Origin of the sequence: Curtobacterium sp. DN_7.5, from assembly GCF_022655355.1 — a bacterium.
In the GTDB taxonomy this organism is placed as follows: Bacteria; Actinomycetota; Actinomycetes; order Actinomycetales; family Microbacteriaceae; genus Curtobacterium; species Curtobacterium luteum.
In genome coordinates this window covers 29,802-43,879 of record NZ_CP093378.1, presented here as the reverse complement: position 1 = coordinate 43,879, position 14,078 = coordinate 29,802, and the positions used below count along the sequence as shown (strand labels likewise).

At 72.5% G+C, this 14,078-nt stretch carries 13 protein-coding genes; 6 read left to right on the top strand and 7 right to left on the bottom strand.

What is annotated here, in order from left to right; all coding sequences use genetic code 11:
• Positions 1-26: 26 nt before the first annotated feature.
• Together glgX and MON03_RS00195 are read right to left on the bottom strand one after the other, a co-directional pair.
• Complete coding sequence (gene glgX, locus MON03_RS00200; RefSeq protein WP_242089763.1) at positions 27-2,045, bottom strand: glycogen debranching protein GlgX; 2,019 nt, start codon at positions 2,043-2,045, stop codon at positions 27-29.
• A 137-nt stretch (positions 2,046-2,182) separates the two neighbouring features.
• On the bottom strand, positions 2,183-2,920 hold the full coding sequence (locus MON03_RS00195; protein WP_175327478.1) for an SDR family NAD(P)-dependent oxidoreductase: 738 nt from the start codon (positions 2,918-2,920) through the stop codon (positions 2,183-2,185).
• A gap of 78 nt (positions 2,921-2,998) precedes the next feature.
• On the opposite strand from MON03_RS00195, the gene MON03_RS00190 reads away from it, so the two are divergent.
• Positions 2,999-3,592 carry a TetR/AcrR family transcriptional regulator gene (locus MON03_RS00190; protein WP_022904100.1) on the top strand — a complete coding sequence of 198 codons (594 nt, stop codon included), beginning with the start codon at positions 2,999-3,001 and terminating at the stop codon, positions 3,590-3,592.
• Positions 3,593-3,601: 9 nt separating this feature from the next.
• Positions 3,602-4,054, top strand: coding sequence for a hypothetical protein (locus tag MON03_RS00185; RefSeq protein WP_242089761.1), 453 nt, complete (start codon positions 3,602-3,604; stop codon positions 4,052-4,054).
• Positions 4,055-4,058: 4 nt separating this feature from the next.
• Here MON03_RS00185 and MON03_RS00180 read toward each other — a convergent pair whose 3' ends face one another.
• The 4 genes from MON03_RS00180 to gabT all read right to left on the bottom strand — a co-directional run bounded on the left by MON03_RS00180 (position 4,059) and on the right by gabT (position 8,594).
• Positions 4,059-4,214 (bottom strand): hypothetical protein, encoded by a 156-nt coding sequence (locus tag MON03_RS00180; protein WP_242089759.1) that lies wholly within the window; start codon positions 4,212-4,214, stop codon positions 4,059-4,061.
• Between the two features lie 110 nt (positions 4,215-4,324).
• Positions 4,325-5,695: a flavin monoamine oxidase family protein gene (locus tag MON03_RS00175; protein ID WP_242089757.1), complete on the bottom strand. Its 1,371-nt coding sequence runs from the start codon at positions 5,693-5,695 to the stop codon at positions 4,325-4,327.
• A complete protein-coding gene (locus MON03_RS00170) occupies positions 5,692-7,233 on the bottom strand; it encodes an NAD-dependent succinate-semialdehyde dehydrogenase (RefSeq protein WP_242089755.1) in 1,542 nt (513 codons plus the stop codon). Before MON03_RS00170 ends, MON03_RS00175 begins: the two co-directional genes overlap by 4 nt.
• Complete coding sequence (gene gabT, locus MON03_RS00165; RefSeq protein ID WP_242089754.1) at positions 7,230-8,594, bottom strand: 4-aminobutyrate--2-oxoglutarate transaminase; 1,365 nt, start codon at positions 8,592-8,594, stop codon at positions 7,230-7,232. Before gabT ends, MON03_RS00170 begins: the two co-directional genes overlap by 4 nt.
• Positions 8,595-8,686: 92 nt before the next feature.
• On the opposite strand from gabT, the gene MON03_RS00160 reads away from it, so the two are divergent.
• The 4 genes from MON03_RS00160 (at position 8,687) to MON03_RS00145 (ending at position 12,471) form a co-directional block, all read left to right on the top strand.
• Entirely contained in the window at positions 8,687-10,237 is a 1,551-nt protein-coding gene (locus tag MON03_RS00160) for a PucR family transcriptional regulator (protein ID WP_242089752.1), read from the top strand.
• A gap of 9 nt (positions 10,238-10,246) precedes the next feature.
• On the top strand, positions 10,247-10,879 hold the full coding sequence (locus tag MON03_RS00155) for a TetR/AcrR family transcriptional regulator (protein ID WP_242089750.1): 633 nt from the start codon (positions 10,247-10,249) through the stop codon (positions 10,877-10,879).
• Between the two features lie 142 nt (positions 10,880-11,021).
• Entirely contained in the window at positions 11,022-11,876 is an 855-nt protein-coding gene (locus MON03_RS00150) for a hypothetical protein (RefSeq protein ID WP_242089748.1), read from the top strand.
• 103 nt (positions 11,877-11,979) lie between these two features.
• Positions 11,980-12,471, top strand: a complete 492-nt coding sequence (locus MON03_RS00145) for a hypothetical protein (RefSeq protein ID WP_148286098.1) — start codon at positions 11,980-11,982, stop codon at positions 12,469-12,471.
• Positions 12,472-12,694: 223 nt separating this feature from the next.
• On the opposite strand, the gene MON03_RS00140 is transcribed toward MON03_RS00145, so the two are convergent.
• The gene (locus tag MON03_RS00140) at positions 12,695-14,032 is read right to left on the bottom strand and encodes an ABC transporter substrate-binding protein (RefSeq protein WP_242089746.1); all 1,338 of its coding nucleotides are present in this window, start codon (positions 14,030-14,032) and stop codon (positions 12,695-12,697) included.
• Positions 14,033-14,078: the final 46 nt, after the last annotated feature.

The window sequence follows — 14,078 nt, the reverse complement described above, 5'->3', positions numbered from 1 at the left end:
ACCGCGCCTCCCGTCCGTCCTGCCGTCTAGACCAACGCCGTGAACGACGCGTCCCGCACCAGCACGGACGCGGCGTCGCCGCCGACCGCCTGCTCCTGGTCGCTGGACAGCCCGAGCGACCAGCTGCCCCCGCCCGGCTTCTCCGGCAGCGTGAACTCCACCGTCGTCTCCGAGGCGTTCAGCAGCACCGCGACCGTGTCGTCGCCCTGCGTGAGCACGAGCGTCACGGCGCGGTTCCCACCGTCGGCCCAGTCGGTGTCCTCGAAGCCCTGCGCGTCGGCACGGAGCACCTGCACGGTCGACTCCGAGTCCCCGGGCGCGGTCCGGTACCACTCCGGCCGGAGCGCCGGGTGCTCGCGACGGAACGCGATCGCCGCCGTCGTGAACGCGAGGAGGTCCTGGTCGGCCGCGGCCCAGTCGAACCAGGAGATCTCGTCGTCCTGACAGTAGGCGTTGTTGTTGCCGCCCTGCGAGCGTGCGATCTCGTCACCGCCGAGGATCATCGGGACACCGGCCGACAGCAGGAGCGTGCCGAGGAAGTTCCGGCGCTGGCGGTCGCGGTAGTCGTTCACCGTGCCGTCGTCGGTCGGGCCCTCGATGCCGCCGTTGAACGAGGTGTTGTTGCTCTCGCCGTCGTTGTTGTCCTCGCCGTTCGCCTCGTTGTGCTTCTCGGCGTACATCGTCAGGTCGGCCAGCGTGAAGCCGTCGTGTGCGGTGACGAAGTTCACCGAGCAGAGCGGGGAGCGCCGGGAGCCCTCGTAGACGTCGGGGGAGCCGAGGGTGCGCTGCACGGCGTCGCCGAGGGTGCCCTCGTCCCCGCGCCAGAACGAGCGCAGGTCATCGCGGTACTTGCCGTTCCACTCGGACCAGTCGGCCGGGAAGCCGCCCACCTGGTACCCCGCGGTGTCCCACGGCTCGGCGATCATCTTCACCTCACGGAGCACCGGGTCCTGGTGGATGATGTCGAGGAACGCGGAGTGCTTCTCGGCCTCGCCGTCCTGGCGGGTGAGCGTGGTGGCGAGGTCGAAGCGGAAGCCGTCGACGTGCATCTCCTCGACCCAGTAGCGGAGCGAGTCGGTGATGAGCCCGAGCGCGGACGGGTGCGACACGTTGAGGCTGTTGCCGGTGCCGGTGGTGTCGAAGTAGTTCGCCTCGTCGCCCTCGACCAGCCGGTAGTAGGCCTGGTTGTCGATGCCCTTGAACGACAGCGTCGGGCCCATGTGGTTGCCCTCGGCGGTGTGGTTGTAGACGACGTCCATGATGACCTCGAGCCCGGCGGCGTGCAGGGCCTTGACCGTCTCCTTGAACTCGGCGACCTGCTGCCCGGCGGTGCCCGAGGACGAGTACTCGTCGTGCGGGGCGAAGAAGCCGATGCTGTTGTAGCCCCAGTAGTTGCGCAGGCCCTTGTCGGCGAGCGTCGAGTCCTGGACGAACTGGTGCGTAGGCAGGAGTTCGACGGCGGTGACGCCGAGGTCCGTCAGGTGCTTGATCGCGGCGGGGTGGGCGAGGCCGGCGTAGGTGCCGCGGATCTCCTCGGGCACGTCGGGGTGCTGTTTCGTGAAGCCCTTGACGTGGACCTCGTACACGACGGTGTCGGTGAGCGGGGTCGCCGGTCGGGTGTCGCCGCCCCAGTCGAAGTCACGGTCCGCGACGACGGACTTCGGCATCGCGCCCGCCGAGTCGGTGTCGTCGCGCTGGTCCGGGTGCTCCATGTCGTGCCCGAAGAGCGCCTGCCCCCACTCGTAGGAGCCGTCCACGGCGATGGCGTAGGGGTCGAGCAGCAGCTTCGCCGGGTTGTGCCGCAGGCCGTTCGCCGGGTCCCAAACGCCGTGGACGCGGAAGCCGTAGCGGGTGCCGACGGTGACGTCCGGGACGACGTCGTGGAAGGTGTAGCCGGTGCGGTTCCGGAGCTCGGTGCGGTGTTCGGTGCCGTCCTCGTCGAAGCGGCAGAACTCGACGCGCTCGGCGGTGCTGGAGAAGAGTGCGACGTTCGCGCCGCCGTCGACGAGCGTCACGCCGAGCGGGGTCCGGGAGGAAGTGGTCATGTCGTCCTTGTACCGGTCGGACGCTGGGACCTGCGCCGAGGTGCGTACCCCGGCTGACGGTGCGCCCCGGCGGGGCGGTGCGGGCGGGAGGCGCGGTGCGGGCCCGCCCCGCGCCTCCCGTCCGGTGCTGGGCCGCGTCAGACCGCGATCCGGCCACCGTCGACGGGCAGGACCGCGCCGTGCACGAAGGACGCCGCATCGGTCGCGAGGAAGACGATCGCCTCGGCGACCTCCTCGGCCGTGCCCGGCCGTCCGGCGGGGCCGGCAGCGGCGAGCTGGTCGAGTGCCTCGCCCATCGCAGCGGTCCCCTCGGTCCGGGTCGGGCCGGGGCTCACGGCGTTCACGCGGACGCCGGACGGACCGAACTCCGCCGCCCAGGACTTCGTGAGGAGGACGAGTGCCGCCTTGGTCGAGCCGTAGAGGCCCATGCCGGCGGCGCCGAACTCGGCGACCATCGTCGTGACGTTCACGACGGCACCCGTCCCGCGCTCGGCCATCCCCGGCGCGAGCGCGGCGACGAGGAAGTACGGCGCCTTCACGTTGATGTCGAAGACCTCGTCGAACCCCTCCTCGGTGGTGTCGGCCGTTGCGCCGAACGGGAAGATGCCCGCGCTGTTGACGAGGACGTCGACCCGGCCCCCGCCGATGCGCAGGGCCTCGGCGGCGAGTCCGCGGGCGCTCGAGGCGTCACGCAGGTCGGCTGCGACGAAGTCCGCGGTGCCGCCGGCGGCTCGGATGCCGTCGACGACCGCGGCGCCGCGCTCGGCGTTCCGCCCGGAGACGACGACGTGCACGCCGCGGGCGGCGAGGAGTTCGGCGGTGGCGCGGCCGATGCCGCTGGTGGATCCGGTGACGAGTGCGGTGGTGGTGGTCATGGCGATTCCTGACTGAACAGATCGGTACGGTTAGCGTTGCGCTGGTAACTGTACAGATCGGTGCAGTAAAGTCAAACCATGTCCGACGCACCCGCCTCCCGCCCGCGACGGCGCCCTGCGTACGAGCGGGCCGTCGCGACCGCCGACCGGCTGTTCTACGAGCAGGGCATCCACGCCGTCGGGGTCGACCAGGTCGCGGCCGAGGCCGACATCTCGAAGGCGAGCCTGTACACGCACTTCCGCACGAAGGACGACCTCGTGCTCGGGTACCTCCGCGGTCGGAGCGCGTCCTGGCAGGAGCACGTCGCGCGCGAGCTCCCCGGGCGCGGCTCGACGCCGGCCGAGCGCGTGCTGGCCGTGTTCGACCTGCTCGGCGAGTGGTTCGACGAGCCCGGCTACCGCGGGTGCCCGTTCATCAACGTCGAAGCCGAGTACGGCGCCGGACACCCGACGCACGAGGTCACCCTCGAGCACCGGGAATGGGTGCGCGGGCTGTTCGAGTCTCTCCTCACCGAAGCCGGCGACCCCGGGCCGGAGGCGACCGCACTCCAACTCTGCTTGCTCTACGACGGCGCGATGGCGAGCGCGCAGGCGGACCCCGGACGTCCCTGGGCCGCGGCGGCCCGGAGCGCTGCCGTGCGGGTCCTCGGCATCCCGGACGCACGGCTCTAGGATCGGCTCATGACCACCGGTGCTCGGCGCTCCCGTCCCGCCCTCGTGACCGCTGCCGTCGTCCTCTGGCTCGTCGTGTGCGCCGTCCAGCTCGTCGGACAGGCCCTGATGATCGGCCGGACCGCTGCACTGTACGGCCCGTGGTTCGTCGTGGTGTACGTCGTCGGGTTCGGACTCATCGGGTTCGTCGTCTTCGGCGCTGTCCGACTGGCACGGGGCTCCGGCCGCGCACGGTTCTGGCTGGCGGTGCTCGCCGCGCTCGGGCTGCTCGGCGCCGTCGTCCCGCCGTACGGCCTGACCACCGCCGAGCGGGTGGCCGCGGCCCTCGCCGGGGTGCTCCCGTACCTCCCGCCGGCGCGCGCCTGGTTCCCGCCGCGGCCCCCGCGCGCTCCGAAGGCGCAGCAGCCGCGCGTGGTCGGCTGGGACCCGGAGACCGGCGAGCCCGTCCGCGCGAGCGAGTGACGGACTAGTCCGCCGCGGGCTCCGCGGGCTCGCCGCCCGAGTCGTGGTCGCTGTCCTGCGACGGGTCCTCGGTGGCGTTGCCCGACGGCGAACCGTCCGGCAGGTCCTCGGTGTACTCGCGCTCCGCGTCGGACGGCTGGCTGCTCGTGGTGTCGCTCATGGCCGGGACGGTACGCGCAGCGAGCGTCGCACCCACCCAGGCGACCAGGAAGAGGCCTGGAGGCGCGGTGCGGGCCGGCACCGCGCCTCCAGGCGGTCGTCCGGTCCCGTCTACCGCACCGCCGGCTGCGGCAGGTCCGCGAGGATCTCGGCGGCCACCTCGCGACCGATCCGCACCGCCCCGTCCACGTGCTGGTACCCGTGCCCGGCGAGGTCGCTCGACGCGAACCGCAGCGGCCCGACCGCAGCGCGCTGGTCGGCGCCGTACCGGACGAGTCCGCCGAGGTCGAAGCTCGCGGCGTAGGCGCCGCGGGTCCACTCCTCGGTGCCCCAGTCGCTCTCGTAGTAGACGACCGGGCGGCGGGCCTCGTCACCGTAGAAGTGCGCGAGGGAGTCGAGCACGCGGGCCTTGCGGTCCTCGGCCGACAGCGCGAAGACGTCGTCCGCGTGCTGGTCGGAGACGAACCCGACGAGGGTGCCCTGCTCGGAGCCGTGCATCGAGTTGTCGTACGCCTCGTGCACGAGCTCGTACGGGCTGAACGCGGTGCCGGAGAGTCCCGCACCCCGCCAGAACGGCCGGTCGTACACGGCGTGGACCTTGATCACGAAGCCCATCGACAGGTGCTGGTGGAGCTGGTGCTGACGCCGGGGCAGCGGCGGCTCGTAGGAGATCCGCGAGTAGAGGGGCGGCGGCACGGCCACGAGTGCCTGCCGGGCACGGACCTCGACCCCGCCGTCGGCGATCGCGACCACGCCCTCGTCGTCCCAGCGCAGCGTGCGGACCGGAGCGTTCAGGTGGACGTCGTCGCCGAGCTTCGCCGCGAGTCGCTCGGAGACCTGCTGCATGCCGCCGACGACGCGCTTGTCGAGGATGAAGTCGGCGTCGACGAGGTTCGAGAAGCTCCCGGCGGACGCCGCCATGAGGAGCGCCTGCAGCGCCGAGAACGTGTGGGCGGGCTTGGTCAGCATGGCGCCGGCGATGAACAGCTCGACGTTCTCGGTCGCGACCCGGTCGTCGCTCAGCCGACGGAGCCACTCGCGGAAGGAGAGCTCGTCGAGCGCCGCGGCGTCCGGGGTCTCCCACGGACGGTCGGGATCGACCTTCGCGACGTACTCGTCCACGACGGCGACGAGCCGCTCGATCTCGGTCGCGGTCGCCTCGGGCAGCGGGAAGATGTCGCCCGTGTACTCCGTGCGCGAGCCGTGCTGGTCGATGTAGACGCTCGAGCCCTCCCGGTACCGGTCGTAGGTCTCGAGGCCGAGCTCGTCGAGGGTCTCGAGCAGCGCGGTCTGGTCCGGGGAGACCCACTGGCCGCCGATCTCGAGCGTGACGCCCTCGATGTCGTTCGTCCAGGTGCGCCCGCCGACCCGGTCACGGGCCTCGAGCACGGCGACGGTGTGGCCCTCGGCGACCAGGCGGTTCGCCGCGATCAGTCCGGTCACGCCGGCCCCGATGACGACGACGTCCTTCTCGATCGTCATCGCTGCGCTCCCTTCGTGCGCCCGAAGGGGTCGGGCGTCAGCGTGTACATGGTCTCGAGGTACTCGTGCAGGCCCTCGCCGCCGCCCTCGCGCCCGAGGCCGGACTGCTTGACGCCGCCGAACGGCGCGGACGCGTTCGACACGATGCCGGTGTTCAGTCCGAGCATGCCGGTCTCGAGCCGTTCCATGAGGCGCTGGCCGCGGGCGGGGTCCTCGGTGAACGCGTACCCGACGAGGCCGTACTCGGTGTCGTTCGCGGCGGCGACGGCCTCGTCCTCGGTCGCGAACGTGCGGATCGCGAGGACCGGTCCGAAGATCTCGTCGCGGAGCAGGTCGCTGCCGGGCTGCACGTCGGTGATCACCGTGGGCGCGTAGAACGTCCCGGGGCCGTCGACGGGCTGCCCGCCGGTGCGGAGAGTGGCACCCCGGTCGAGCGCGTCGGTGACGAGCCGGTGCGCCTTGTCGACCGCCCGCTGGTCGATGAGCGGGCCGATCGTCACGCCGTCCTCGGTCCCGCGGCCGACGGTCATCGCCTCGACGCGCTCGGTGAGCCGCCGGGCGAACTCCTCGGCAACCGACTCCTGCACGATGAACCGGTTCGCCGCGGTGCAGGCCTGTCCGGTGTTGCGGAACTTCGCCGCGAGGGCGCCCTCGACCGCGAGGTCGAGGTCGGCGTCCTCGAACACGACGAACGGGGCGTTGCCGCCGAGCTCCATGCTGGTCCGGAGGACGTTCTGCGCGGCCTGCGCGAGGAGCGTCCGGCCCACCGGGGTCGACCCCGTGAACGACAGCTTCCGGAGTCGGGGGTCGCTGATGATCGGTTCGGAGAGCGCTCCCGCGTGGCTCGTCGGGACGACGTTCACGACCCCGGCGGGCACCCCGGCCTCGAGCAGGAGGTCCGCGAACAGCAGGGTCGTGAGCGGGGTGAGCTCGGCCGGCTTCACGACCGCGGTGCACCCGGCGGCGAGCGCCGGGGCGATCTTGCGCGTCGCCATCGCGAGCGGGAAGTTCCACGGCGTGATGAGGAAGGTCGGCCCGACGGGCTTGTGCGTCACGATCGCCCGACCGGATCCCTCGGGGTTGGTGCCGTAGGAGCCGCCGATCCGGACGGCCTCCTCGGAGAACCAGCGGAGGAACTCGCCGCCGTAGGTGACCTCGCCGTTCGCCTCGGCGAGGGGCTTGCCCATCTCGAGCGTCATGAGGAGCGCGAAGTCCGCCCGGCGCTCCTGGAGCAGGTCGAACGCCTTCCGGAGCACCTCGGCACGCTGCCGCGGCGGGGTGGTCGCCCACGCCTGCTGGGCTGCTGCGGCGGCGTCGAGGGCTCGGACACCGTCCTCGGGGGTTGCGTCGGCGATCTCGAGGAGCGTCTCGCCGGTCGACGGGTCGACGACGGGGAACGTCGCGCCGTCGGCCGCCGGCTGCCAGGTGCCGTCGACCAGGAGGCCCGTGGGGACCTTCGCGAGGAGCGCGCGTTCGGCGGCGGTGCGGGTGGCCTGCTGCGTGTCGGTCGCGCTGTGGTCGGTCTGGGTGTCGGTCATGCTGCGGCGAGTCCTTCCAGGACGACGTCCAGGCCTTCGCCGAGGAGGGCGTCGTCGATCGCGAGCGGGGGGAGGAAGCGGAGGACGTTGCCGTACGTCCCCGCGGTGAGGGCGATGACGCCGTGCTCGTACGCGTACTTGACCACACGCCCGGTGAGTGCGGCATCGGGTTCGCCGGTCGCGGGGTCGACGAGCTCGACCGCGACCATGGCGCCGCGACCGCGGACGTCGCCGATGCGCGGGTCCTCGGCCTGCGCGGCGCGGAGGCGTCCGAGCAGCAGGTCGCCGATCGCGGCCGCCCGCTCGACGAGGCCGTCGTGCTCGAACGCGTCGATGGCGGCGAGCGCTGCGGCACAGGCGACGGGGTTGCCGCCGTACGTGCCGCCGAGGCCGCCGACGTGCGCGGAGTCCATGATCTCGGCGCGACCGGTCACGGCGGACAGCGGCATCCCGCCGGCCATGCCCTTCGCAGTGGTGACGAGGTCGGGGACGATGCCCTCGTGCTCGCTCGCGAACATCGCGCCGGTGCGGGCGAAGCCGGTCTGGACCTCGTCGGCGATGAAGACGACGTCGTTCGCGGTGGCCCACGCCGAGAGCGCGGCCAGGAACCCGGGCGCCGGGACGACGAACCCGCCCTCGCCCTGGATCGGCTCGATGAGCACGGCGGCGGTGTTCTCGGCGCCGACCTGCTTCTCGATCTGGGTGATCGCACGCTTGGCGGCCTCGGCGCCGGACAGCCCGCCGTCGCGGTACGGGTACGACATCGGCACGCGGTAGACCTCGGGGGCGAACGGCCCGAAGCCGTTCTTGTACGGCTGGTTCTTCGCCGTGAGCGCCATCGTGAGGTTGGTGCGGCCGTGGTACGCGTGGTCGAACACGACGACGGCCTGCTTGCCGGTGTGCTTCCGGGCGATCTTGACCGCGTTCTCGACGGCTTCGGCGCCGGAGTTGAACAGGGCGGTCTTCTTCGCGTGGTCGCCCGGGGTGAGGCGGTTGAGGGCCTCGGCGACCTCGACGTACCCGTCGTACGCGGCGATCGTGAAGCACGTGTGCGTGAAGGCGGCGACCTGCTGCTGCACGGCCTCGACCACGCGGGGGTGCGCGTTGCCGACGCTCGTCACGGCGATGCCAGAGCCGAGGTCGACGAGCGAGTTGCCGTCCGCGTCGACGACGACCCCGCCCCCGGCCGCGACGACCGCGACCGGCACCGCGACGCCGACGCCGGCGGCGACCGCTGCGGCCTTCCGTTCCAGCAGCGCGCGGGAGCGCGGGCCCGGCACCTCGGTGACGAGCCGCCGCTCCTGCGGCAGCGAGGGGCCACCCGTGGCGGCGCTGGTCGAGGGGGCGACGGTGGAGGTCATGCGGCGATCGTAGGAGCCGACCACCCCGACCCCCACTGTCCCTCACGTACAGCAGCCCTGCTCCGGATCGCCACAGCGGATAGAGTCCGTGCATGCCCGCGACGCTGCGCTCCCTGCTCCACCGCGCCGACCTGCACCTCCGGCTGCTGACCCGGGACGACGCCGACGCGCTCGACGCCCCGCTGTCCTGGCTGCACAGCTCCGACCTCGAGGACCCGACGCCGTTCCTCGCCGACGGCCAGGGACTGCTCACGACCGGCACCCAGTTCGACGAGGACGAGGTGAGCGCGACCGTCGCCGAGGCCTACGTCGCACGACTCCGGCGTCGCGGGGTGGTGGCACTCGGCTTCGGGACCGAGGTCGTCCGTGCCGGCACCCCGGCGTCCCTCGTCGACGCGTGCGGCGTCCACGGGCTGCCGCTCTTCGAGGTGCCCTACGAGACGTCGTTCATCGCGGTCGCGCAGGCGAACGCGGACGCCGTGTCCCGCGAGGCGAACGCCCGGAACGCCTGGGCGCTCTCGGCCCAGCGGGCGATCTCGCTCGCGGCGATGCGTCCGGACGGGCTGGGCGCGACGATCGCCGAGCTCTCGCGGCAACTCGACGGCTGGGTCGGGCTGTTCGACCTCTCCGGCCGGCTCGACCGCGGGCACCCCGACGGCGCGGTCCCCGAGGCCGACCTCGACGTGCTCCGGTCCGAGGCGTTGCGGCTCCTGCGCGCAGGACAGCGGGCCAGCCTGCCGGTCACGACTGAGCACCGCACCGGGTACACCCTGCAGACCCTCGGCAGCGGTGGACACCTCAGCGGCGTCCTCGCGATCGCGAACGGGGGCGCGCTCGACCGGGCCGGCCGCGAGGTCGTCACGGCCGTCATCGCACTCGCCGGACTCGCACTGCAGCAGAACCGCGAGCTCGCCCGGGCCCGCGGACTCCTCCGCACCGGACTCCTGACGATGCTCTCGGTCGGCGACCCGGCCGTCGTCGACTCGACCTCGCGCGAGGTGTGGGGGCCGCTGCCCGAGGAGCCCGTCCGGATCGCCGCGGTCGAGGTGCCCGACCACGACCTCGACACCGTCGTGGACCTGCTCGAACTGTGGGTCCAGGACCGTCCCGGGCGGCTCTTCTTCGCCGTGGACGACGCCGTCTTCCTCTGCATCGGCGCCGAGGACACCGGGGTCGTCGACGAGCTCGTCGCGCGCTTCGACCTGCACGCCGGGCTCTCGGACGGCGCGACGTACCGGTACTTCGGCCGGGCGCGGACCGAGGCGGTGCAGGCGCTCGACCGTCGACGTGAGGGCCGTCCCGGCACCACCGAGTTCGGCGACCTCGCCCGTGAGGGGGTGCTCGCCCACCTCGCGCACGTCGACGTCGACGCGGGGGCAGTCGCCCGTGCGTTCCTCGCCCCGCTGCTCGACCACGACCGGGCCGCCGGCACCGAGCTCACCCGGACGGTCCGCACCTGGCTGGAGCAGAACTGCGAGTACGACCGCACCGCCCAGGCCCTCGGCGTGCACCGGCACACCGCCCGCGCCCGGGTCGAGCACGCCGGACGCCTGCTCGAGCGGGACCTCTCCGCGTTCGCCACCCGAGCCGACCTCTGGGCCGCCTTCGTCGTCGACGGCGGCCCGGGCGCGACCGCCCTCTAGGCTGTGCCCGTGCCGACCCCACCCGCCCGCCGGCGCCTCGGGCCCGCCGAGCGCGAGGCGCAGATCACCGCCGGGGCCGCGGCGGTCGCACGCGCGGACGGGCTCGCCGCGGTCACGCTGCGGGGGGTGGCCGCGGCCGTCGGCGTCGCACCGTCCCTCGTCGCGCACTACCGTCCGTCGATGGACGTCCTGGTCGGTGACACCTTCCGCGCGATCGCCGAGGCCGAGGTCGCGGAGATCCGTCGGCTCGTGGAGCGCCGGGCCGACCCGGTCGAACGACTGTCCGTGCTGCTCGCCGCGATCGCGGACCCGGCGCGCGACGACGTGGCGGTGCTCTGGGCCGACGCGTGGAGCCTGGGTCGGACGAACGAGGTCCTCGCCACTGCCGCGCGGGACGTCATGGACGACTGGCAGCGCCTCGCAACGGGGGTCGTCGCGGACGGCGTCGACGCTGGTGTCATGCGGACCGAGGACCCGGCGGGGATCGGCCGGCTGCTGTTCGCCCTCGTCGACGCCACGAACGGGTACGCCCTCGTCGACTACCTCGACCGCCCCACGCGTGAAGGCCTCGTGCGCGACACGATCGCCCGCGCCGTCGGCCTCGACCCGCGCGCGCTCGACGCACCTGGCCCGGACGCCTGACCCGCGCTCGTGCCCGCCGCGCACTCGGTGCGAGGTTCGACGCACGGTGGCAGGGCCTTCGCCCCGCACGGTGCGCACAACCTCGCACCGAGTAGGGAGCCGCAGCGCGCGGGGAGCCGCACCGGACGGCTACGCTCGCGGCGTGGAACTCCTCACCGACGTCCGCCGCGGCGACTGGCTCGTCCGGCGGGCCGGTGCGTGGTCGACGATCGGGGGCGTCGTCGGCACGGGCTTCACCGCGTGCGCGCGGGTGCTCCACCCGGTGACCGCGCACCGCGACGACCGGAGCACCACCGATCGGTGGGGCGAGCATCCCGTGCTCGAGACGGCGACGTGGCGCTGGGCCGACGTCGCGGCGCGCACGGGCGGCACCGTCGACGCGCGGACGCGCTGGGACCGACTGACGGGCCTGGACGACGAGTCGGACCTTCCCTTCCCGGACGGCTGGCGTGCTGAACCCCCGCAGGAGGGCTGGCTCGACCCGTCCGTGCTCGCGGTCCTCATCGGTCACCTGGCGGCAGCCACGTCGACGCCCGACGACCTCGTCGCCGGGATCTGGGACGGGTGGGGCGACCTCGACGGCAGTGGGATGCTGGTCGTCGGCTGGCAGCGGTCCGACGACGAACCGGGGCCGACGCACGCCGAGCGTGTCGCGATACAGGCGGACGCCGACCGGCGCCGCGCCGAGCAGGACGCCCTCGTGGCCGCGCTCGCCGGGCCGCGCCTGCAGTGGCCAGGGCGAGACCTCATCTGCTTCGCGACGAACGCCTCGGAGCTCGCCGACCCGACCTGGACCGATCGGGCGACGGTCGGTGACGGCCACCCGCTGCGGCACACGCCACAGCTGCTGTGGCCCGGAGACCGTGCGTGGGCGATGGCGACGGAGATCGACCTCGACTCGACGATGGTCGCCGGATCACGGGCCCTCGTCGAGGCGATCCTCGGCGACCCCCGGCTGGAGGCCTTCGAGGTCCACGAGGACGACCCGCTGGGCTGAGGTCGCGGAAGCTGCGACGGCCCCGGACGGGGCGTTGCGGTACGGGTTCGACGACGGGCATGCTCGGGACGTGCTGACAAGCGTCCCCGCCCGCATCGCTCTCGTGGGGACCGTCGTAGCCACCGCACTCCTGCTCACGGGCTGCTCGCAGCACGATCCGGCGCCGGACCATTACGGCCAGGCGTGGCTCGACCGCATGTCGTCCGCCCTGAGCGATGCGCACGGCCAGGGCGGTGCCGGTGGCCGGCTCACGGTCGGCGACGACGGACGCGCTTTCGCCGGAGCCGCGCTGTCCTCGGTGTCGCCGGGATCGTACGATGTGCTCGCCGTCTGTCGATCCACTGCGACCGTGCGGATCAGCGTCCGTGCCTTCACTTCGACGAAGGACGGTGAGGGCGACGACCTGCACCCCGGGGAGGCCCTCGCGGAGCGGGACGTCCCGTGCGGGGCGACGGCGCGACTCCCGATCACCGTCGACCGGAGGGTGGACGGCATCGAGCTCGACGCCGAGACGTCCGACCGGTCGGGCCGGGCGCTCTGGTCGGCGCAGATCACGCGCCGGGGGTGGCAGCCGGACCTCGATCGGATCGGCTGACGCCACCGCAGTGGGCACGGCGTCGTGCACGGTGCGAGGTTCCGCACACGGTGGCAGGGCATTCCCCTCGCACGGTGCGCACAACCTCGCACGGAGCCGGAAGCAGCGCTGCGAAGCACCGCAGCCGCAGCCGCGCGGCGCAGCGCGTGACGGGACCACAGAACGGACGGGAGGCACGGTGCCAGCTGGCACCGTGCCTCCCGTCCGTCAGCGCGTCAGCGCGTCAGCCCTTGACCGGGATCGACTGCGCCTTCAGCGCCGCGACCGTCTTGGACTGCCCCGACTCGAGCGCCTCGAGGAGCGTGCCCTGTCCGGACGCCGCCTGGCCGAACCCGTCCGAGATGTCCGAGTACGTCTGGGTCATCGTCGGACCCCAGGTGAACGGCTGGATGTTCTCCGCGGCGGTGGCGAACTCCTCGTAGATCTTCTGGTCGCCGTAGAACGGCAGGCCCTCGGTCAGTGCGGGGAGGTCGGCGCCGGTGGTGGACGCGGGGTAGAGGTTGGCCTGCTTGTTGAGGGCGGCGAGCGCCTCCTTCGACGTGTTCAGCCACACCAGGAACTTCGACGCCTCGGCCGGGTGCTTGCTCCCGCTGAAGACGACGTTGGACGAACCACCCCAGGCGGCGGACTTCGTCTCACCCGAGGTCCACTGCGGCATCGGCGCGACGGCCCACTTGCCGGAGGTCGACGGCGCACCGCTCGAGATGGTGTTCGCACCCCAGACGGCGGAGACCCAGGTCCAGTCCTGCCCCTTGTCGTAGGCGCTGTTCCACTGGTCGGAGAAGCTCGGCAGCGTGTTGACGAGCTTCTTGTCGATGAGGTCCTGCCAGTAGTTCGCGACCTTCTTCGACGCGCCGTCGGTCAGGTTGACGGTCCAGTCGGAGCCGGAGTTCGAGAACCACTGCCCGCCGGCCTGCGAGACGAGCCCGGCGAACTGGTTGACGTCGCCCTTGGCGAAGTTGGTGATGTTGCCACCGAGTGCCTTGATCTTCACGGCGTCCTGGGCGTACTCGTCCCAGGTCTTCGGCACGGACAGACCGGCCTTCTCGAAGAGGTCCTTCCGGTAGTAGAGCGCCATGGGGCCGGAGTCCTGCGGGATCGCGTAGACCGACTTCGAGTCGCCGAACGTCACCTGGTTCCAGAGACCCTCGGAGAAGTCCTTCTTCGCGTCCGCGACGCCGGCGCACGCGCCGATGTCCTCGAGGCCGTCCTGCACGCGGAACGCTGGCAGCGAGTCGTACTCGACCTGCCCGATGTCCGGGGCCTGCTTCGCCTTGAGCTGGTTGAAGAAGTTCTGGTAGGTGCCGCTGTTGCCGCTGGCGACGATGGAGACCTTGACCTGGATGTCCGGGTTCTCCTTGTTCCAGATCGCCACGACCTTGTCCATGTTCGGGACCCAGGTGGTGAAGTCGAGCGTGACCTTGCCGCTCGACGGCTTGCAGCTCGCAGCCGCGGGGTCGGAACCGCCACCGGAGCCGCTGCCGCCGGCGCTGCAGCCGGCGAGGGCCACGGTCGCGGCGACCGCCACGGCGGCGACGCTGAGGAACTTCGTTGTCTTCATGCTGTTTCCGTTCGGGAGTGAGAGGTGGTGCGTCAGGAGGGTCGGT

Bases quoted from the DNA above. Each gene is read 5' to 3' on its own strand.
- MON03_RS00160 (WP_242089752.1), top strand. From the start codon at position 8,687: ATGCCCGCGACGCTGCGCTCCCTGCTCCACCGCGCCGACCTGCACCTC.
- MON03_RS00175 (WP_242089757.1), bottom strand. From the start codon at position 5,695: ATGACGATCGAGAAGGACGTCGTCGTCATCGGGGCCGGCGTGACCGGA.
- MON03_RS00140 (WP_242089746.1), bottom strand. From the start codon at position 14,032: ATGAAGACAACGAAGTTCCTCAGCGTCGCCGCCGTGGCGGTCGCCGCG.
- MON03_RS00195 (WP_175327478.1), bottom strand. From the start codon at position 2,920: ATGACCACCACCACCGCACTCGTCACCGGATCCACCAGCGGCATCGGC.
- glgX (WP_242089763.1), bottom strand. From the start codon at position 2,045: ATGACCACTTCCTCCCGGACCCCGCTCGGCGTGACGCTCGTCGACGGC.
- MON03_RS00170 (WP_242089755.1), bottom strand. From the start codon at position 7,233: ATGACCGACACCCAGACCGACCACAGCGCGACCGACACGCAGCAGGCC.
- MON03_RS00180 (WP_242089759.1), bottom strand. From the start codon at position 4,214: ATGAGCGACACCACGAGCAGCCAGCCGTCCGACGCGGAGCGCGAGTAC.
- MON03_RS00190 (WP_022904100.1), top strand. From the start codon at position 2,999: ATGTCCGACGCACCCGCCTCCCGCCCGCGACGGCGCCCTGCGTACGAG.
- gabT (WP_242089754.1), bottom strand. From the start codon at position 8,594: ATGACCTCCACCGTCGCCCCCTCGACCAGCGCCGCCACGGGTGGCCCC.
- MON03_RS00185 (WP_242089761.1), top strand. From the start codon at position 3,602: ATGACCACCGGTGCTCGGCGCTCCCGTCCCGCCCTCGTGACCGCTGCC.